General features: G+C 71.1%; 16 protein-coding genes. 11 read left to right on the top strand and 5 right to left on the bottom strand.

The window, feature by feature from the left end; translation table 11 throughout:
- Positions 1–132: 132 nt before the first annotated feature.
- From VC184_RS10890 to VC184_RS10880, 3 genes are all read right to left on the bottom strand, one after another.
- Positions 133–1599 carry an HNH endonuclease signature motif containing protein gene (locus VC184_RS10890; protein ID WP_323986141.1) on the bottom strand — a complete coding sequence of 489 codons (1467 nt, stop codon included), beginning with the start codon at positions 1597–1599 and terminating at the stop codon, positions 133–135.
- A 72-nt stretch (positions 1600–1671) separates the two neighbouring features.
- Complete coding sequence (locus tag VC184_RS10885) at positions 1672–2973, bottom strand: glycoside hydrolase family 27 protein (RefSeq protein WP_323986140.1); 1302 nt, start codon at positions 2971–2973, stop codon at positions 1672–1674.
- Positions 2970–5195 carry an alpha-galactosidase gene (locus VC184_RS10880; RefSeq protein WP_323986138.1) on the bottom strand — a complete coding sequence of 742 codons (2226 nt, stop codon included), beginning with the start codon at positions 5193–5195 and terminating at the stop codon, positions 2970–2972. Before VC184_RS10880 ends, VC184_RS10885 begins: the two co-directional genes overlap by 4 nt.
- 76 nt (positions 5196–5271) lie before the next feature.
- On the opposite strand from VC184_RS10880, the gene VC184_RS10875 reads away from it, so the two are divergent.
- A complete protein-coding gene (locus VC184_RS10875; RefSeq protein WP_282501287.1) occupies positions 5272–7095 on the top strand; it encodes a beta-L-arabinofuranosidase domain-containing protein in 1824 nt (607 codons plus the stop codon).
- Between the two features lie 22 nt (positions 7096–7117).
- On the opposite strand, the gene VC184_RS10870 is transcribed toward VC184_RS10875, so the two are convergent.
- Positions 7118–8134 carry a LacI family DNA-binding transcriptional regulator gene (locus VC184_RS10870; RefSeq protein ID WP_282501286.1) on the bottom strand — a complete coding sequence of 339 codons (1017 nt, stop codon included), beginning with the start codon at positions 8132–8134 and terminating at the stop codon, positions 7118–7120.
- A gap of 91 nt (positions 8135–8225) precedes the next feature.
- Between VC184_RS10870 and VC184_RS10865 the strand changes: the two genes are divergently transcribed.
- Genes VC184_RS10865 through VC184_RS10830 form a run of 8 tightly spaced genes read left to right on the top strand, consistent with a single transcriptional unit; the run spans position 8226 to position 15478 of the window.
- Positions 8226–9410, top strand: coding sequence for a Gfo/Idh/MocA family protein (locus VC184_RS10865; protein ID WP_282501285.1), 1185 nt, complete (start codon positions 8226–8228; stop codon positions 9408–9410).
- Entirely contained in the window at positions 9407–10114 is a 708-nt protein-coding gene (locus tag VC184_RS10860) for a ThuA domain-containing protein (RefSeq protein WP_282501284.1), read from the top strand. Before VC184_RS10865 ends, VC184_RS10860 begins: the two co-directional genes overlap by 4 nt.
- A complete protein-coding gene (locus VC184_RS10855; RefSeq protein ID WP_274178755.1) occupies positions 10087–11181 on the top strand; it encodes a Gfo/Idh/MocA family protein in 1095 nt (364 codons plus the stop codon). The genes VC184_RS10860 and VC184_RS10855 overlap by 28 nt, the downstream gene beginning before the upstream one ends.
- A complete protein-coding gene (locus VC184_RS10850) occupies positions 11178–12695 on the top strand; it encodes an alpha-N-arabinofuranosidase (protein ID WP_282501283.1) in 1518 nt (505 codons plus the stop codon). The genes VC184_RS10855 and VC184_RS10850 overlap by 4 nt, the downstream gene beginning before the upstream one ends.
- Positions 12696–12737: 42 nt before the next feature.
- Positions 12738–13658, top strand: coding sequence for a tRNA pseudouridine(55) synthase TruB (gene truB / locus VC184_RS10845; RefSeq protein WP_282501282.1), 921 nt, complete (start codon positions 12738–12740; stop codon positions 13656–13658).
- Positions 13655–14023, top strand: a complete 369-nt coding sequence (locus VC184_RS10840; RefSeq protein ID WP_274178752.1) for a hypothetical protein — start codon at positions 13655–13657, stop codon at positions 14021–14023. The genes truB and VC184_RS10840 overlap by 4 nt, the downstream gene beginning before the upstream one ends.
- A 34-nt stretch (positions 14024–14057) precedes the next feature.
- A complete protein-coding gene (locus VC184_RS10835) occupies positions 14058–14510 on the top strand; it encodes a hypothetical protein (protein ID WP_112617219.1) in 453 nt (150 codons plus the stop codon).
- Positions 14507–15478: a bifunctional riboflavin kinase/FAD synthetase gene (locus VC184_RS10830; protein WP_112617565.1), complete on the top strand. Its 972-nt coding sequence runs from the start codon at positions 14507–14509 to the stop codon at positions 15476–15478. Before VC184_RS10835 ends, VC184_RS10830 begins: the two co-directional genes overlap by 4 nt.
- A gap of 42 nt (positions 15479–15520) precedes the next feature.
- Here VC184_RS10830 and deoC read toward each other — a convergent pair whose 3' ends face one another.
- Positions 15521–16237, bottom strand: a complete 717-nt coding sequence (deoC, locus tag VC184_RS10825) for a deoxyribose-phosphate aldolase (protein WP_282501281.1) — start codon at positions 16235–16237, stop codon at positions 15521–15523.
- A gap of 92 nt (positions 16238–16329) precedes the next feature.
- On the opposite strand from deoC, the gene VC184_RS10820 reads away from it, so the two are divergent.
- Positions 16330–16542: a heavy-metal-associated domain-containing protein gene (locus VC184_RS10820; RefSeq protein ID WP_023955083.1), complete on the top strand. Its 213-nt coding sequence runs from the start codon at positions 16330–16332 to the stop codon at positions 16540–16542.
- Positions 16542–18809, top strand: coding sequence for a heavy metal translocating P-type ATPase (locus VC184_RS10815; RefSeq protein WP_282501280.1), 2268 nt, complete (start codon positions 16542–16544; stop codon positions 18807–18809). The genes VC184_RS10820 and VC184_RS10815 overlap by 1 nt, the downstream gene beginning before the upstream one ends.
- Positions 18810–18986: the final 177 nt, after the last annotated feature.

Genomic DNA, 18986 nt, shown 5'->3' with positions numbered 1-18986 from the left:
ACGCGAGCAGACGCGTGTCGTCTTCCGGCGGTGCGGCCGGCGGCCGCGGGCATGATGGACGGCGCTCTCGCGGTGTGACGGGCACGGCAACCACCCCCTCCCGCGGGCTGGTTCAGGGCGAAGACGATCCCGTCAGAACGGCGGAGCGGACCCCCGAGGCGCGTCGGGTCGCCCCAGTGATCGTGGTGGGGGAAACGCTCCGGGTGGTGCTTGATCGCCTCGGCGATCGGTTGGCTCGTCGATGGTGAAGGCGACGAGTGGTGGGGGTGCGTCTTCGTGGTAGACCCGCCCGGTAGGTGAGGTCCACACGAGCCGCCCACCCGGGAGTTGTCGGACATGCCATCGGGTGTGGTGTTTGACGTCGTGGTGTCTCTTGCAGAGGTTGGCGAGGTTGCACACGTGCGTGCCCCCGCCCTCGGATGCGGCGATCGTGTGGTCGAGTTCGCAACGGATGGCGGGTTGCCGGCATCCGGGAAACCGGCAGTGCCGATCCCTCGCCCGTAGAAGTCGCACCATGGCGGCGGTGGGGCGGTAGCTGTCGCACTCGAGCACGGTTCCGGTGACGGGGTCGGTGAGCAGCCGGTCCCACGAGGTCGCGTTGCCCGCGAGCTCGCGTGCGGTCGCGGCATCGATGGGGGAGCGGCCGGCTAGATCGGCCGGCCCCTCGTCCTGACCCATCAGCGTCAACGCCGACACGGCGACCTGCACGTGTGCCCGGATCGCCCCGAGCGTTCCGTCGCCGTCACCGGTGCCAGTCGGGTCGAGGGCCGGCGCCCCCGCGAGGAGGAGGTCGGAGAACACGTCCGCGCGGACCTGGTCGATCGATCGCGCATCGTCGATGAACGACGACCCGTCGCGAATCGTCGTGTCGGCATCGGGTGAGCCGCCGTTCGCGTCGGCTCGAGTGTCAGGCGTGCCAGGCGCATCAGCCTGCGCCCGCGCGTTGATGATCTCCCGGGCCTGTCGGGTCAGCCGGTCGACGATCCCGTCGGCGATCACCGTCGGCAGCGTCGCGATCAGGTCCGACATCCCATCGGCGCCGGCCTGCACCCGCACGCACCGCCCGGCCGCGGCCTCCTCGTGCCGCTCGGTGAACGACCGCGGGTGAATCCGCTCCGCGATCATCCGCAACGCGTCGCGCACCCGGTTCGGGGTCTCGCCCTCGCACCGTTCGATCGCGACCCGTTCGAACTCTGCCCGTTCCTCCGCGGGCACGAGGCATCCCGTCTCCTGAATCACCCGCACGTGCCCGCGGACGATTCGCCCGGCTTCCCAGGCCGCCATCGTTACCGGATAGTTCTCCACCAGGTCTCGCGCCTCGTCGATGCGCCGCTGCAACGTCCGGTCGGTCGCGACGAACACCCCGGCGAGCTCCGCCGCGATGCCACGCAGCGCCATCTCGCGCGCCTTGACCCGCTCTGCCGCCCCAGCCGCCTGCTTCTCGGCCAGCACGCCAGCTGCCGCGAGCACCCGAACCTCACGAATCTGCGCCAACCGCGCAGCATCCGCCGCCCCCTCCGCATCCGCGACCAGTTGAGCGAGGACGTCGACATCAGCGTCGCTGCCCATCCCGCCACTAAGCTCGCCGTTCGAATGCATGTTCGAATCATGTCACGGACCTCCGACATCGCCCGTGCCTTTCCACAGCCGGCCCGCTCCTCCTCCCGACGGTCAGCCGAAGACGAGCAGCCGCGTGCCGTGAGCCGGCACCGTCAGCGTGACGCGTCCGTCGGCGACCTCGACGCTCGTCCCGCTCCACACATCCGTGCACGAACCCGCCGTCCCCACGTCCCCGAGCCCGAGCCCGAGCCCGAGCCCGAGCCCGAGGTCGGCGAGGTGGACGACGAGCTCCTGCTCATCGTCGCCGAGCCAGAACACCGCACGGTACTCGCGCGCGCCCACGCGCGCGCTCCAAATGACCAGGTGTCCGTCGCGCACGATCTCGCGCGACTCCTCGCCGTCACGCAGCGCGAGGACGCCGGGATTACGCAGCAGCGCGAGCGTCTCTGGCGGAGTGTCGGGCAGGTGGCCGCCCATCATGAGCGGTGAGCGCATCATGCTCCACAGCGTCATGACGGTGCGCTGCTCGTCGACCGACAGGCGGCTGAGACGGTCTTCGCCGACGTGTCCGCGCACGCCGATGCGTCCGAAAGGGAGCATGTCGGCATCCGCCCACGCACCACGCCGCTGGAACGGCGCCCAGCGGGCGGCGCGCTGGAACTGTTCGACCACGTGCGCCCAGTCATCCCAGAAGTCGTCCGAGATCCGCCACATCTGGCCGTGTTCGCGCAGCGTCTCGAGGTGCGCGAGCGACAGTCGCTTGCCGGGCGACAGGCTCAGGACCATCGCCCGTCCCGACCGATCGATCGCGCGCGAGATCGCTGTGATCTCGGCGGTCTCGACGGGCGGGTAGAGCACATCGTCGAGCTTCACGAAGTCGACGCCCCAGGCGGCCAGCTGCGCCATGACCGAGTCGTAGTACTCCTGCGCACCGGGTGCCGTCATATCGACGCCGTAGTTGTCGGGGTTCCACACGCAGACGTTCGAGCGGTCGGCGATCGAGTCGCACGTCGCGTCGGGATGGCCAGAGACGGGCAGAGCCGCATCCGCTGCGGCGCGCGGCACGCCCCGCATGAGGTGCACCCCGAAGCGCAGGCCGAGCTCGTGGACGCGGTCGGCGAGCGGCTGGAAGCTCCCGTCCGCCGCGGAGGGGAAGCGTCCCGGCGCGGGGAGCGGCCGGCCCCAGGCATCCAGCAGCGGCCGAGAGACCTCGCGATAGTCGTGCGCCCCCGGATCGGGTTCGTACCACTGGATGTCGACGACGATCGTGTCCCAGCCGAACGCGAGCAGGTGCTCCGCGACGTATTCGGCGTTCGCCAGCACCTCGGCCTCCGTCACGGACGACCCGAAGCAGTCCCAGCTGTTCCACCCCATCGGGGGACGGGATGCCGCGGCCCGGCGCTCGCCGATCACGGCGCTGCCACCGCCGCGAGGTGAACGACCGCCGCGCGGTCGGGGTGGAACGTGGGGAACTCCAGCCCCACCCGTGCGAGCACGGTACCCGCGATGACCGGGCCGTCACCCACACGCTCGCCGTCACCGTCACCGTCACCGCCGAGCTCGGGGCTCTCCCGAAGCCACGCCGGAACCTGCCAGGGCGGTCCGAAGGAGTCCGAGCCGCTCACCGACACCCGGTAGCTGCGGTCGGTCGACAAGCCGGGGAACCGCACGCGGGCGATCGTGTCGGCCGAGGTCGTCGGCGTGACGATCGTGAACAGCGCCTCCGACCCGTTCGGCGCGACCACGCCGCGCACCTGCGGAGCCGCGGCGTCGAGCTCACCCGAGCCGACGGTGCGCCCCGTCGCGATGAGGTGGCGGTGCCGGCGGTATCGTGCGATCCAGTCGCCGAGGACGCGCCGGTCGTGCTCGTCGAGATCGCGGATGTCCCACTCGATGCCGAAGTGGCCGAGGAAGGCGACGGCGCACCGGAACTGCAGGTCATGCGCGCGTCCCGTGACGCTCGACACGGGGGAGGCGACGTGCGATCCCATCATCTCCGGCGGCACCAGGAGTCCCGTCCAGCGCAGGATGCCGAAACGGTCGTGGGGGTCGTGGCTGTCGGAGGGATGGATCCGGTCAGTCCGTTCGAGGATCCCCAGGTCGACCCGCCCGCCGCCGGAGGCGCAGCTCTCGATCTCGAGGTCGGGATGGCGACGGCGGAGCTCGTCGATGACGCGGTACACCGCGAGGGTCTGCTCGTGAACGGCAGGGGCGCCCGAGGCGGGGTGCCCGGCCGCGATGAGGTCGCGGTTGTGGTCCCACTTGAGGTAGCTCACGCCGATGTCCTCGATGAGCCCGTCGAGCACGCCCAGGATGTGGTCGAAAGCGGCCGGATGCGTGAGGTCGAGCACCTGCTGGAACCGCTGGCGCGGCGGCAGCTCGGGCCCCGCCCGAAGGATCCACTCGGGGTGCGCACGGGCGAGATCGGAGTCCTCGTTGATCATCTCCGGCTCGACCCAGAGCCCGAACTCCATGCCGAGAGAGCGCACCTCGTCGGCCAGTGGGCGGAGGCCGTCGGGCCACGCAATCGGGTCGGGCGCCCAGTCGCCGAGCCCCGCGCGGTCGTCATTGCGCCCCCGGAACCAGCCGTCGTCGAGGACGTAGCGCTCGACGCCGAGCTCGGCGGCGCGGGCCGCCAGATCGACGAGCACGCGGTGGTCGTGGTCGAAATACACCGCCTCCCAGACGTTCATCGTCACGGGGCGGGGGCGGCGCGACGAACGCGAGCGCTCACGCAGGTAGGAGTGGAAGCGCGCCGCAGCGCCGTCGAGTCCGCGCCCGTAGCTGCCGAACACCCAGGGGCCGGTGTACTCCTCGCCGGGCGTCAGCCGGATCTCGCCGGGAAGGATCGACTCGCCGCCCCGAAAGTGCAGGCGCCCGTCGGTGCGCTCGATCGTGTGCTCGTGGTCGCCGCTGAATCCGACGTGTCCGATCCATACCTCGCCGGAGCCGGCGGAGAACCCCGGCGTGCCGACCGCCTGCACCAGCGTCGCGTCGAGACCGGTGCGGCCGCGCCGCGAGACGCGCGAGTGATCACCGCGGACGACCGGATGCCGCTGGGGGATGCGCTCGTGCCCCCATCGGCCGGTGAAGTCGAGCACCTCCTGCGCCCACGTCGGTATCGGAAGGGCGACGGCGAGGGACTGGATCTCGAGCGGTGCCGCCGCCTCGGTTGCGCCGGCGGTGTTCCGGACCCGAGCGCGGGAACGCACGAGGCCGTCTCGTGTGAGATCGATCTCTACACCGAGCTCAATCTCAGCAGCATCGTCGTGGAGGACCGCGTCGACCCGCCCCGCTCCGCCGGACGTCACGCCCGGTCCGGCCTCGGCGCCGTCGAGAGCCAGCGAGCGCAGCACGAACCGCGGCGCCCACCCCGAGCCGTCGCGATGTGCGGACAGCCCCGGGGCTCCGAACCACCCGCGGCTGTGCTCGGGCAGCACGCTCGCGCGGTACGGAACGTCGGAATCACCGGTCATCCCGTTCCGCTGCTCGGCCGCGACGAATGCGAGGAGGTCGGGCTCCGCCGACGTCACCGCCTCGCCCCAGTGGACGATCTCCGGCATCCCATCGTCCGCCGTTGCGATCACGACGGAGACGTCCTCGGCGTTGAGGTGGATCACGCGCATGGAATCCATGCTCCTATTCTGCTGACATCGCTCGGGCGGTACAGTCAGAGATCGATCTCAGCACATCGAAGGAGATGTCACAACCATGACCGCATCCGCCCTTGCGCCCGATGCCTCCCGGCTGCTCCCGGGAACCTATGATCGTCGTCGCCGCACCAATCGCACGTACCTCGTGTCGCTCGACGAGCACGCTCTCGTGCAGAACCACCGCATCGAAGCGGGCATCGGCGATCAGGCCTGGCACCTGAAGCCGTCCGTCACACCGGGCGTCGAGAACGGCTGGGCACGTCATTGGGGCTGGGAGACGGCCGGCGCACTCTTGCGGGGCCATTTCGTGGGGCACTGGATGTCGGCGGCCGCGCGCGAGATCGCCGTCACCGGCGATCCGGTGCTGCGGGGCAAGCTGGCCGTTGTCCTCGACGAGCTCGAAGCGTGCCAGGATGCCGGCGCGGGCTGGGTGTTCGGCATTCCGCAGACGTTCCTGCGCCGGCTCGCCGAGGGGCGCGAGGTGTGGGCGCCGCAGTACAACATCCACAAGACCTTCATGGGTCTGGTGGACGTGTACCGAGACCTCGGCGACGAGCGAGCCCTGCGCATCGCCCACCGCGCTGCGGCGCTGATCGCGGAGTGGGCGCGGGAGTTCGAGCGCGACGAGTTCCAGGCCATCCTCGAGGTCGAGACGGGCGGCATGCTCGAGGTGTGGGCAGACCTCCTCGAGGCCACCGGCGACGACATGTATCGCGAGCTCCTCGACCGATACGACCACCGGTCGCTCTTCGACGGTCTGCTGGCGGGCGAGGACATGCTGACCAACATGCACGCGAACACGACCATCCCGGAGGTGCTCGGTGCCGCGCGGGCCTTCGAGGTCACGGGTGAGGAGCGCTGGCGACGCATCGTCGAGGCGTACTGGGACTGGGCCGTCACACGACGCGGAACCTTCTGCACGGGCGGACAGACCTCGGGTGAGATCTGGACGCCGCCGTTCGCCTTCGCCGCGCGACGGGGCACGAAGACCCAGGAGCACTGCGCCGTCTACAACATGATCCGGCTGGCCGACGTGCTGTTCCGATGGACGGGCGAGGCGTCGTACCTCGACTACATCGAGGCCAACCTCGTCAACGGCATCCTGGCGCAGCAGCATCCCGGCACCGGCATGGTGAGCTACTTCCTGCCGCTGCAGAGCGGAGCGCGCAAGGAGTGGGGATCGCCCACCGAGGACTTCTGGTGCTGCCACGGCACGGTGGTGCAGGCGCACACGCGCCACTCGTCGCTGGCGGTGTACAGCGACGGCGAAGCCGTCACCGTCGCGCAGTACATCCCCGTCCGCGCCGACGTCGCCACGGCAGCAGGCCAGCTGGTCGTCGAGGTCCGCACGATCGACGACGCCCTCTACGTCGGTCCGGACGCGAACGCGGGCCCCGGCGGCCCGGCGCATCGGCCGCACGCTCTTCGGGTCTCGGTGGTGGTCGAGTCGCCGCCGACCGTTCGGGGCCGCGTCCGGACGCGTGTGCCCGCCTGGACCGCGGGTGAGGTGCACGTCCGGTCGGACGTCGCCGTCGTGCGGCGCGGCAGCTTCGTGGAGATCGATCATCCCGGCGGGCGCACCGAGATCGAACTCGGTTTCGGATTCGAGCTGCGGACGGTGCCGATCCCGGATGAACCCGAGACCGTCGCCTTCGTCGAGGGCGCCGTGGTGCTCGCGGGTCTCGTCGACCGTGAGACGCCGCTCATCGGCGACAGCTCCGACCCGGCGACGCTGCTGGCTGCCGACGACGAGAGGCAGTGGTCGCAGTGGCTCACGCGATACCGCAGTGTCGGCGGCTCGGCCGGCATCCGATTCGTGCCGCTGAACGAGATCGTCGACGAGCGCTACGCCGTGTACTTCCCGGTCGTCGCGCCCGCGTGAGCCCCGTCGGTGGCGGCCTCGGTCAGCGCGGACGGCCGGTCGAGCCGCGGGCCACGAGAACCGTCGGCAGCTCGACCACCTCGTCGGCGAGCTGCGCACCGCCCGCCATCTGAGCCAGGAGCGTGACCGCCGCGGCGGCCATCTCGCGGATGGGCTGACGGATCGTGGTGAGCGGCGGATGCAGCCACCGCGCGCCCCGCACATCGTCGTATCCCACGACGAGAACGTGGCGCCCCACCGCGAGCCCAGCCTCGGCGATCGCCCGGTAGGCGCCCGCGGCCATCTCATCGGAGCAGGCGAAGAGCCCGATGGGGCCCTCGCCGCCGAGGTCATCGAGCGCCGCGGCGCACGCTCGTCGCGCGTCCGCCGCACCCCAGTCCGCCGTCGTCAGGATGCGGGGCGCAGCCGGGGCCGTCTCGTCGAGCGTCGAGAGGAAGCCCTCGATCCGCGCACGACCGTAACGGTACGACGGAGCCCCGCCGATGACGATGAAGCGCCGCGCGCCCTGCGCCAGCAGGTGCTCCGCCGCCGCCGAGCCGCCCGCGTGATCGGTGTTCCGCACGCTCGGCACGTGCTGGGTGGTCCCCGACGGAGGCTCGAGCAGGACGACGGGGATGCCCGCGCCCTGCACGACCTCCAGCTGGGCCGCGGTGGGCAGGATCAGACCGAGCACGACCCCCGCCGATCCCCGGGAGCGGATGCGGGCCGGCCAGTCATCGCCCGGATCGTCGCGCTCCGCGGTGAGGACGAGGTCGTAGCTCAGGCGCGAGGCCGCCGTGTGAGCCCCGGCGACGACCTCGTCGGTGTAGGGGTCATGGAAGTGCCCGAGAACCAGATCGAAGATGCGGGACGTACCGCCGCGGGGCCGGCCGCGCGGTGTCCCGCTTCGCGTGTACCCGAGCCGTTCTGCCGTCTGCAGCACACGCGTGCGGGTCTCGGGCGACAGCTCGCCGCGGCCGCGGAGCGCCCGTGAGACGGTCGCGACGCTGACGCCCGCGGCCGTGGCGACCTCGGTGAGGCTCGGTCGGGAAGACGGCATGCACCTATTTTGCGCAAAGCCCGACGTCCGCGTCGAGAGGCTGTGACATCGTGGTCCGCGATCACACGCACCGGTGCGGAGGGAGACGAGGATGTCGAGACGATTGCGCATCGCGATCATCGGGACCGGGTTCATGGGACGGATGCACGCGCACGCCTGGCGCACCGCTCCGCGGTTCTTCGATCTGCCGGTCGAACCGGAGGTGGTCGTGCTCGCGGGCAGCGACGCACAACGCGCGGCCGACGCCGCATCGCGGTTCGGCATCGCCGAGTCGAGCGACGACTGGCGAAGTGTCATCGCACGCGACGACATCGACGCCGTCGACATCTGCACCCCGGGCGACACCCACGCCGAGATCGCGCTCGCAGCCCTCGACGCCGGCCGTCACGTGCTGTGCGAGAAGCCGCTGGCCAACGACGTCGCCGACGCCAACCGGATGACGGATGCCGCCGCCGCGGCGGCATCGCGCGGGGTCGTCGCGATGTGCGGGTTCAGCTACCGCCGCACGCCCGCCCTCGCTCTGGCGCGACGTCTGATCGAGGAGGGACGCATCGGCCGCATTCGGCACGTGCGCGCGCAGTACCTGCAGGACTGGCTCACCGACCCGGACGCGCCGTTCACCTGGCGTCTCGATCGCGGTCGCGCGGGATCGGGTGCGCTCGGCGACATCGGGGCGCACAGCATCGATGCCGCCCAGTGGCTCACCGGCGCGCGCATCACGAGCGTCTCCGGCACACTCCGCACCTTCGTCGACGAGCGCCCGGTCCTCGACGAGCGCGTCGGGCTCGGCGGCCGAGCCGGTGCCGGAGCCGCAACTGAACGCGTGACCGTCGACGACGCCGCGGCGTTCACCGCATCGTTCTCCGACGGCGCCCTCGGCATCTTCGAGGCCACGCGCATGGCCACGGGGCACCGCAACGCCAACCGCATCGAGATCAGCGGTGAACGCGGAGCCGTCGCCTTCGACTTCTCGCACCTGAACGACCTGCTCTTCGCCGACGCGACGCTCCCTGCCGGTGAGCAGGGGTTCCGCCGCATCGACGCGACCGAGCCCGAGCATCCCTATGCCGGAGCCTGGTGGCCGGCAGGACACGGACTCGGCTACGAGCACTTGTTCACCCACCAGAGCGTCGACTTCGTCCGCGCCGTCGCCGGTGAGATCGAAGCGCACCCGTCGTTCGCCGAGGCCGCGGGCGTGCAGCGCGTCCTCGCGGCGGTCGAGGAGAGCGCGGCATCCGACAGCAGAAGCATCCGAGTGGAAGGGGTCATCTCATGACCGCGAGACAGGCGCTCATCGTCCGAGGCGGCTGGGAGGGGCACAAACCCGTCGAGGCCACCAACCTCTTCGTGCCCTTCCTCGAAGAGAACGGCTTCGAGGTCCGCATCGAAGAGGACAATGAGGTCTACACCGACCGGGCGACGATGGAACGCACCGACCTCATCGTGCAGTCGGTGACGATGTCGAAGATCTCACGCGAGGCCTTCGCCGGCCTGCGCGACGCGGTCGAGCGCGGAACGGGGCTGGCGGGCTGGCACGGCGGCATCGCCGACTCGTACCGCGACAACTCCGACTACCTGCAGCTCATCGGCGGCCAGTTCGCGACGCATCCCGCGAAGCACCCCGATGCCCGCGTCGGCGACGAGACCGACAACTACCTCTGCTACACCGTCGACCTCACCGACGCAGGTCGCCGCTCGGAGATCATGGCGGGCCTCGAGGACTTCACGCTCCGCACGGAGCAGTACTGGGTGCTCTCCGACGACCTCAACGACGTGCTCGCGACGACGACGCATCCCGTGCAGCCGTACCACCCGTGGCACCGCCCCATCACCTCGCCTGCCGTCTGGACGCGCGAGTGGGGACAGGGCCGCATCTTCGTCGCGACGCCGGGGCACAGCCTCGTCGTGCTGCGCGACGTCAACGTCCGCACCATCATCGAGAGGGGGATGCTGTGGGCGAGCCGCACGGCATCGGTGTAGTCGGCCTCGGGGTCATCTCGGGCCAGTATCTGGAGACGCTGGGCGATCACCCCGCCGTCCGTATCGTTGCGACGGCCGACCTCGACGTCGACCGCGCCCGGTCGGTCGCCGAGCGGTTCCCCGGAGCCCGCGCCCTATCGGTCGCCGAGCTCGTCGCCGACCCGGCGGTGCAGACCGTGGTCAACCTGACGATCCCCGCCGCTCACGGCGAGGTCGCGCGCGCGGCGCTCGCCGCGGGCAAGAACGTCTACGGCGAGAAACCGCTGGCCGCGACCTTCGACGAAGCGCTCGGGGTCATGGCCGGCGCGGCCAGCGCCTGGGTCGGCGGGGCCCCCGACACCGTGCTGGGATCCGGTGTGCAGACCGCGCGAGCGGTCGTCGACGCCGGCGAGATCGGCCGACCGGTCGCGGCCGTCGCGACGTGGCTGTCGTCGGGCCACGAGGCCTGGCACCCGCATCCTGACTTCTACTATCGCGAAGGCGGCGGACCACTCTACGACATGGGGCCGTACTACCTCACGGCGCTGTTCCACCTGCTGGGACCCGTCGTCAGCGTGTCGGGTGCTTCGTCGCGATCACGCGACGACCGCACGATCGGTTCGGGCCCGCGAGCGGGGGAGCGCATCCCCGTCGAGATCGACACGCATGTCACCGGCGTGCTCGAGCACGCCGGCGGCGCGGTCTCGACGGTCACCTTCAGCTTCGACGCCGCCGCAACCCACGCCGCACCGATCGAGGTGCACGGCGAGAGCGCATCGCTGACCCTGCCCGACCCCAACTTCTTCGACGGCGACGTGACCATGCGGCGACCCCGCGCGGAGGAGTGGACGGCCATCGCGCCGCGCGCGGGCTATCGAGGCGCGGGCCGCGGCATCGGGGTCCTCGACTTCGTACGCGGCGGCTCCGGCGCGGGGCGTGCGAGCGGTGAGGTCGCCCTGCACGTCCTGGAGATCATGAGCGCCCTCACGCGGTCGGCGCGAGAGGGACGCCGCATCACCCTGACCACGACCGCGGAGCGTCCTCCGCTGGTCCCGCTCACCGAGCACGAGCACTGGAGAACCACATGACCTCGTCCGCACGTGCGGTCATCGACCTCGACGTCGTCGGCGATCGCATCAGCCGGCACATCTACGGGCACTTCGCCGAGCATCTCGGACGCTGCATCTACGACGGCTTCTGGGTCGGCGAGGATTCGGCGATCCCCAACACCCGCGGCATCCGCACCGACGTCGTCGAGGCCCTCCGCGCGCTCGACATCCCGAACCTGCGCTGGCCGGGCGGTTGCTTCGCCGACACGTACCACTGGCGCGATGGCATCGGTCCGCGCGAGCAACGGCCGAAGATCGCCAACACGAACTGGGGCGACGTCGTCGAGAGCAACCACTTCGGAACCCACGAGTTCATGGATCTGTGCGACCTGCTCGGCACCGAGGCGTACGTCAACGGGAACGTCGGCAGCGGCACGGTGCAGGAGATGTCGGAGTGGGTCGAGTACCTCACGCGCGACGACGACAGCCCCATGGCGCGTCTGCGCCGCGAGAACGGTCGCGACGAGCCCTGGCGTGTGCCCTTCTGGGGCATCGGCAACGAGCCGTGGGGATGCGGCGGCAACCTGTCTCCCGAGTTCTACGCGGAAGAAGCGCGGCGCTACGCGACCTATTGCCACGACCACGGCGAGAACAGGTTGACGCTCATCGCCGCCGGCGCCAACGAGGACGACTTCGAGTGGACGCGGGTGCTCGTGAAGACGCTCGTCGAGTCGCACGCCGCGAACCTGTACGACAAGCATCCGTACCAGGCGATCTCGTTCCACTACTACACGCACACCGGATCGGGCATCAATCGCGAAGACGCGACGACCTTCACCGACGAGCAGTTCTACGACACGATGGCCTACGCCCGCGACTTCGAGCGGGTCGTCCGCGGACACGTCGCGGTCATGGACTCGTACGACCCCGAGAACCGGGTGAGCCTCGTCTGCGACGAGTGGGGCACGTGGTGGAACGCCGAAAAGGGCACGAACCCGGGCTTCCTGTTCCAACAGAACACGATCCGCGACGCGCTCGTCGCCGGCATCCATTTCGACATCTTCCACCGGTACGCGCGGCGCATCTCGATGGCGAACATCGCACAGACGGTGAACGTCTTGCAGGCGATGATCCTCACCGACGGCGAGAAGCTCGTTCTCACGCCGACCTACCACGTGTTCGAGATGAACAAGGGGCACCAGGACGCCCGTGCGCTCGCCGCCCACGTGCTCGACGCGCCCGCGACGACGGCGCGCGGGGGAGAGCTGCCGCTGGTGTCGATGTCGGCCTCGACGAAGGAGGGGGCGGCGCTCATCTCGCTCACCCACCTCTCGGTGGACGACGAGTGCGAGGTGCGCATCGACCTCCGCGGACGTGGCGCCCGCGTCGTGCGTGCCCGGGTGCTGGGAGCAGAGAGCGCGACGACGTACAACGACGCCGACGTGCCCGCTCGTGTCGAGCCGCGGCCCCTCGCGACCGCCCTCGATGGGGGCGAGCTCGTCGTGACGATGCCGCCGCACTCCTTCGCGACCATCGAGCTGGCGCTGGACTGACCGCGGACGGGGCCGACGGGGCGTCACCGTAGGCTGGGAGACATGCCCGAACCCGCGCCCCGCGGCATCCTGCTCGTCGACAAGCCGGGCGGGATGACCAGTCATGACGTCGTCGCCCGAGCCCGTCGAGCCCTCGGCACCCGCAAGATCGGCCACGCCGGCACTCTGGATCCGATGGCGACGGGGCTGCTCGTCCTCGGTGTGGGGCCGGCGACCCGCCTGCTGACCTACATCGTGGGGCTCGGCAAGACCTACGAGGCGACGATCCGCCTCGGCGTCTCGACCGATTCCGACGACGCCGACGGCACCGTGACGGAGCACGCGACGAACCAAGCCCTCGCCGCGGTCGACCGCGCCGGCATCGATCGCGGCATCGCGGCGCTCACCGGCGAGATCGACCAGGTGCCGAGCCGGGTGTCGGCGATCAAGGTCGGCGGGAAGCGGGCGTACGACCTCGCTCGCGCGGGCGAAGAGGTCGAGCTGAAGGCGCGTCGCGTCACCGTCTCTCGCTTCGATGTGCGCGACGTCCGCGACGTCGTCCTGAACGATGTCGCGGGCGGATCCCGCGCGATCGACGTCGACGTCATCGTCGACTGCACGAGCGGTACCTACATCCGCGCCTTGGCCCGCGACCTGGGAGCAGATCTCGGCGTCGGCGGGCATCTGGCGGCGCTCCGGCGCACCCGCATCGGACCTTTCGATGTGTCGGATGCCGAGGCCGAGATCGCCCCGGACGCGACGCTGCTGCGCGACGCGGATGTCGCGGCCGCGGTGCTCGGCGCCTTCGAGGTGACCGCCGACGAGGCGCGCGACCTGCGCCACGGCAAGCGTCTCGTCGGAGCGGCGGCGCGCCTGTCGGCGCCGCACCCGGCGGCGATCGACCCCGATGGGCGACTGGTGGGGATCGTCGAGCGTCGCGGCGACGACGTCAAGAGCCTGATGAACATGGCGGAGGACGCATGATCACGGTCTTCACCATCGTTCAGGTGGCGGTGGCGGTCGCCGCCGGTCTGCTCTGTACCGTCCTCGGCCTCGCGAACCGCCGCCCGAGCGACCTCTCGGTCGGGTCGCTCGCCCTCGTCGAGGTGCTTCTCATCACCCAGGTCGTCGTCGCGATCATCGCCCCGCTCGCAGGCAACGCCCCTTCGGGCAGTCTCCTGGAGTTCTGGGTGTATCTCGTCTCGGCCGTCCTGCTGCCGCCTGCCGCTGTGTTCTGGGCGCTCATCGAACGCAGTCGCTGGAGCACCGTCATCCTCGGCGTCGCCGCCCTGTCGGTCGCGATCATGGTGTGGCGGATGCAGGTGATCTGGACGGTTCAGGTCGTCTGAAGCCATCCGCGCGACGCCTATCATTGGTGGGGTCATGGATCATCCCCGCCCTCGAATGACCGGCATCGGCCGCGTCCTCGTGGTCGTGTACGCCGTGATGGCGCTCGCCGCGACGGGACGCTCGTTCGTCCAGATCGTCGAGGACTTCTCCAACGCACCGCTCGCGTACTCACTGTCGGCGGCCGCGGCGCTGGTGTACGTGCTGGCGACCGTCGCGCTGGTGAAGTCGGGCTCGCGCACCTGGTACGCGATCGCGTGGGTCGCGATCTGCTTCGAGCTGGCCGGGGTGCTCGTCGTCGGCACGCTCAGCCTCGTGCTGCCCGACCTGTTCTCGCACGACGCCACCGTCTGGTCGGGCTACGGTTTCGGCTACTTCTGGGTTCCGCTCGCCCTGCCCTTCGTGGGGATCTGGTGGCTCGTGTCGCACCGCAACGGTGCCGGAGAGAGCAGCGAGCGCCCGGCCGTCCTGGAGGGATCGTCATGGTGACCGTGTACCGAGACCCCGCGGAGGTCCCCGCGGACTTCGGCCCGAGCGTCGTGGCCATCGGCAAGTTCGACGGCGTGCACTCCGGGCACCGCGCGGTCATCGACCGGGCCCGGGTGGATGCCGCCGCCCGCGGCGCGCGTGTCGTGGCGGTCACCTTCGACCGCAACCCGCTGAGCCTGCTGCGTCCGGAGCTCTGCCCCGAGCCGCTCGTCGCTCTGGATCAGAAGATCGGGCTCCTCGCGGCGGCCGGGGTGGATGCCGTCCTCGTGCTGCGGTTCGACGCCGAGCTCGCAGCGCTCTCGGCGCGTGACTTCGTCGAGAGCATCCTCGTTCGCGCGCTCGGTGCCGTCGGCGTCCTCGTCGGCGACGACTTCCGCTTCGGTCGAGGCGGCGAGGGCGATCCCGAGGTGCTGGCCGCACTCGGGCGCGAGCACGGTTTCGATGTCGACGTCGTCACGGACGTCCGCGCCCGCGACGCCGGCCGGCGCGTCTCGTCGACGTGGGTGCGCGATCTGCTCGCGGCCGGCGATGTCGCCGGTGCCGCCCGCCTGCTCGGCCGCCCTCACGCGGTCGAGGCCGAGGTCGTCCACGGACTCAAGCGCGGCCGGGAACTCGGGTATCCGACCGCGAACCTCGCCACCGACGCCGCGGGCTTCATCCCGGCCGACGGTGTGTACGCCGGCTGGCTCGTCGACCTCGGGATGCCGGGTGCCGACGGCGCGATGCCGGCAAGTGTCATCCGGTATCCGGCGGCGATCTCGGTGGGCACCAATCCCACGTTCGACGACGTGCCGCAGCGACAGGTCGAGGCGTACGTGCTCGACGAGACGGATCTCGACCTCTACGGTCACCGCGTCGAGGTCCGCTTCACGGCCCGCATCCGCGGGATGGTCGCGTTCGCGGGTATCCCGGCGCTCATCGAGCAGATGGACGACGATGTCGTCCGCGTGCGCGAGGCCCTCGCCTGAGGCCAGCGCCTCGCGCGCCCGTGCGGGCCGCAGCCCGCGGGATCAGTACGACGACTCGTCGACCGCGCCGGTGGCTGCGCCGCCGGCCTCGAGTCGGCGCGCCTCGCCGAGAATGGTCGCGCTGCCGCTCGTGCCGAGGCGCGTGGCGCCTGCGTCGAGCATCGCGACGGCGTCAGCGAAGCTGCGCACGCCGCCGGAGGCCTTGACCTGCACGGCCTCGCCGACGTTCTCGCGCATGAGGCGGACGTGGGGAACTGTCGCCCCGCCGCCGGCGAAGCCGGTCGAGGTCTTGACGAAGTCGGCGCCGCCGGCCTCGGTCAGGCGGCTGCCGCGGGCGATCTGCTCGTCATCGAGCAGGCTCGTCTCGAGGATGACCTTGACGATCTTGCCTTCGGCGGCCTCGACCACGGCGCGGATGTCGTCGACCACGACGTCGTCGAAGCCCGAGCGCAGCGCGGCGATGTTGACGACCATGTCGAACTCTGAGGCGCCGTCCGCGGCGGCCTGACGGACCTCGGCGACCTTCGACGCCGTGGACGTCGTGCCGTGGGGGAAGCCGATGACCGTACCGACGGCGACACCGGTGCCCGCGAGACGCGCGACAGCGTGCGGGATGTCGGAGGGGCGTACGCACACCGAGAAGACTCGCCACTCGGCGGCGATGTCGAGCTCGGCGTCGACCTGGTCGCGGGTCAGCTCGGGCTTGAGGATGGCGTGGTCGAGGGTCGCGGCGAGCTCGCGCTCGGAGATCGTGGACATGCTTTCAGCGTACGCCGTCCGGATCTCGAGGCATCGACGGGAATACCCCTGGGGGGTATCCTGTTGTCGTCGCTGAACCACGAAGGAGCATCATGACGACTCAGACCTACACCGTCGAAGGCATGACCTGCGGGCACTGCGCCGCAGCGGTGACCCGCGAGCTCGGGCTCGTCCCGGGCGTCTCCGACGTCGCCGTCGACGTCGACGCCGGCACCGTCGCGGTCACGGCTGTGCAGCCGCCCGACGACGACGTCGTCTCGGCCGCTGTGGCCGAGGCGGGCTACACGGTCACCGGACGCCGCTGATGAGCGCGGACACCGCCGGGCGGGAGAGCAGCCATGCCGTCCTCGACATCGAGGGGATGACGTGCGCGAGCTGTGTCGCCCGGGTCGAGAAGCGGCTGCAGCGCCTGGACGGTGTCCACGCGACGGTGAACCTCGCGACCGAGTCGGCGCGCGTCGAGCATCCCGCCGCCGTCTCGGTCGACGACCTGGTCGAGGCCGTCGGCCAGGCGGGGTATACCGCTCGAGTGCGCTCCTCTCCGGCGCAGCATCCGGCGGAGCATCATGACGCTCCGGGCCACCAGCACGACGTCGAGGACATGCCGGGCCAGACCACTCTGCGCACCCGGCTGATCTGGGGCATCGTGCTCGCCGCGCCCGTCGTGGCGCTCGGCATGGTGCCGGCGTGGCAGTTCCCCGGCTGGCAGTGGGTGTCGCTCGTCCTGACCGCGCCGGTCGTGTTCTGGGCGGGTTGGCCGTTCCACCGCGCCACCTTCGCGAACGCGCGCCACGGCGCGCTGACGATGGACACGCTCGTCACATTGGGCACCTTCGCGGCCTTCGCCTGGAGCCTGTGGGCGGTGCTGTTCGGCTCCGCCGGGCGCATCGGCATCCGTCACGACGTCGTCCTCTTCGGCCCCGTGCACGACCCGACATCGCTCGTCTACTTCGAGGTCGCCGCAGCGGTGACCGTGCTCATCCTGCTCGGTCGCTACATCGAGCAGCGCTCGCGGCGACGTGCGGGCGCCGCGCTGCGCGCCCTGCTCGAGCTCGGGGCGGCGGATGTCGAGCTGCCGGACGGGCGTCGCGTCGGCATCGACGCGCTGCATGCGGGCGACGAGTTCATCGTGCGGCCCGGTGAGAAGGTGGCCACCGACGGCATCGTCGTCGACGGCGCGGCGGCGGTGGACGAGAGCATGCTGACGGGCGAGTCGGTGCCCGTCGACGTCGGCCCCGGTTCCGAGGTCACCGGCGGCACGATCGCCTCCGGCGGACGGTTGCGGGTACGCGCCACCTCGGTCGGCGACGAAACCCGCCTCGCGCATCTGGCGCGGCTGGTCGACGAGGCCCAGTCGGGCAAGAGCCGCGTGCAGCGTCTCGCCGACCGCGTCTCGGCGGTGTTCGTCCCCGTCGTCATCGTCGTGGCAGTGCTGACCCTTCTCGGCTGGGTCATCGCCGGCGCACCCGTCGCCGCGGGCTTCACCGCCGCCGTCGCGGTCCTGATCATCGCCTGCCCGTGCGCGCTCGGGCTCGCGACGCCCATCGCCGTCCTCGTCGGCACCGGCCGAGGCGCCGAGCTCGGCATCCTCATCACCGGTCCCGAAGCCCTCGAGGCCGCCGAGCGCATCGACGTCGTGCTCATGGACAAGACCGGCACCCTCACCGAGGGGCGGATGTCCGTCGCCTCGGTCGTCACCGCGGCCGGAGCCGATCGCGACGACGCGTTGCGGGCGGCCGGCGCCGTCGAATCCGCCTCGGAGCACCCGATCGCGCGCGCGATCGTCGCAGCCGCTGGCACCGTGCCGCCGGTGACGGAGTTCACGGGCGTCGCCGGAGGCGGCGTCAGCGGCGTAGTCGAGGGGCGCGAGGTCACCGCGGGGAGCGTCGCCTTCGTCACCCAGCGACTGGGCGAGCTGAGCTCCGAGCTCGATGAAGCCGCGCGCGACGCCGCGGCATCCGGTGCTTCCGTCGTCGCCGTCGGCTGGGACGGGGCGGTCCGTGCGGTCATCGCGGTCTCGGACCGGGTCCGCGACGACGCCCGCGAAGCCGTGGCGCGGCTGCACCGCACCGGGGCCTCGGTGGTCCTGGTCACCGGCGACAACGCCGGCGCCGCGGGGGCGGTCGCCCGCGAGCTGGGCATCGACGACGTGGTCGCCGACGTGCGTCCCGAGGGCAAGCTCGAGGAGGTACGGCGCCGCCAGGCCGCGGGGAAGCGCGTCGCGATGGTCGGCGACGGCGTCAACGACGCGGCCGCCCTCGCCGCTGCCGACCTCGGCATCGCGATGGGCGGTGGCACGGATGCCGCCAAGCACGCCAGCGACATCACGCTCACCGCTGGCAGCCCCCGGGCCGTGGCCGAGGCGATCGAACTCAGCCGCCGTACCCTCGGCATCATTCGCGGCAACCTGTTCTGGGCCTTCGCCTACAACGTCGCCGCCGTGCCGCTCGCGGTGGCCGGTCTGCTCAACCCGATGGTCGCCGCGGCCGCCATGGCGTTCTCGAGCGTCTTCGTCGTGCTCAACAGCCTGCGACTGCGATCGGCGTTGCGGCCCGCGCGCCGGAGCGCGTAGCGACACGGTTCACCGGCGCGCCCGCGGCCGCATCGCGGGGCGCGCCTGACATGGCATAGAATGGGCGACGGGGACATCGTCGGGTTCGACGCCGCAGCTCGCTGAAGCGAGTGCCCGTGGCCGACCGACGCGAACGCCCTTCGCTCGCATGACGCTCCGGTGTCCGTTCGAGCGGCA

The organism is Microbacterium plantarum (assembly GCF_035231185.1).
Lineage (GTDB): Bacteria > Actinomycetota > Actinomycetes > Actinomycetales > Microbacteriaceae > Microbacterium > Microbacterium plantarum.
Note: the sequence above shows the minus strand (reverse complement) of the source record. Positions and strands in the feature narration are given on the sequence as shown.

Coding starts and splice junctions, on each gene's coding strand:
- VC184_RS10870 (WP_282501286.1), bottom strand. CDS start 8,134: ATGCCGTCTTCCCGACCGAGCCTCACCGAGGTCGCCACGGCCGCGGGC.
- VC184_RS10850 (WP_282501283.1), top strand. CDS start 11,178: ATGACCTCGTCCGCACGTGCGGTCATCGACCTCGACGTCGTCGGCGAT.
- VC184_RS10875 (WP_282501287.1), top strand. CDS start 5,272: ATGACCGCATCCGCCCTTGCGCCCGATGCCTCCCGGCTGCTCCCGGGA.
- VC184_RS10890 (WP_323986141.1), bottom strand. CDS start 1,599: ATGCATTCGAACGGCGAGCTTAGTGGCGGGATGGGCAGCGACGCTGAT.
- truB (WP_282501282.1), top strand. CDS start 12,738: ATGCCCGAACCCGCGCCCCGCGGCATCCTGCTCGTCGACAAGCCGGGC.
- VC184_RS10880 (WP_323986138.1), bottom strand. CDS start 5,195: ATGGATTCCATGCGCGTGATCCACCTCAACGCCGAGGACGTCTCCGTC.
- VC184_RS10835 (WP_112617219.1), top strand. CDS start 14,058: ATGGATCATCCCCGCCCTCGAATGACCGGCATCGGCCGCGTCCTCGTG.
- VC184_RS10820 (WP_023955083.1), top strand. CDS start 16,330: ATGACGACTCAGACCTACACCGTCGAAGGCATGACCTGCGGGCACTGC.
- deoC (WP_282501281.1), bottom strand. CDS start 16,237: ATGTCCACGATCTCCGAGCGCGAGCTCGCCGCGACCCTCGACCACGCC.
- VC184_RS10865 (WP_282501285.1), top strand. CDS start 8,226: ATGTCGAGACGATTGCGCATCGCGATCATCGGGACCGGGTTCATGGGA.
- VC184_RS10860 (WP_282501284.1), top strand. CDS start 9,407: ATGACCGCGAGACAGGCGCTCATCGTCCGAGGCGGCTGGGAGGGGCAC.
- VC184_RS10815 (WP_282501280.1), top strand. CDS start 16,542: ATGAGCGCGGACACCGCCGGGCGGGAGAGCAGCCATGCCGTCCTCGAC.
- VC184_RS10840 (WP_274178752.1), top strand. CDS start 13,655: ATGATCACGGTCTTCACCATCGTTCAGGTGGCGGTGGCGGTCGCCGCC.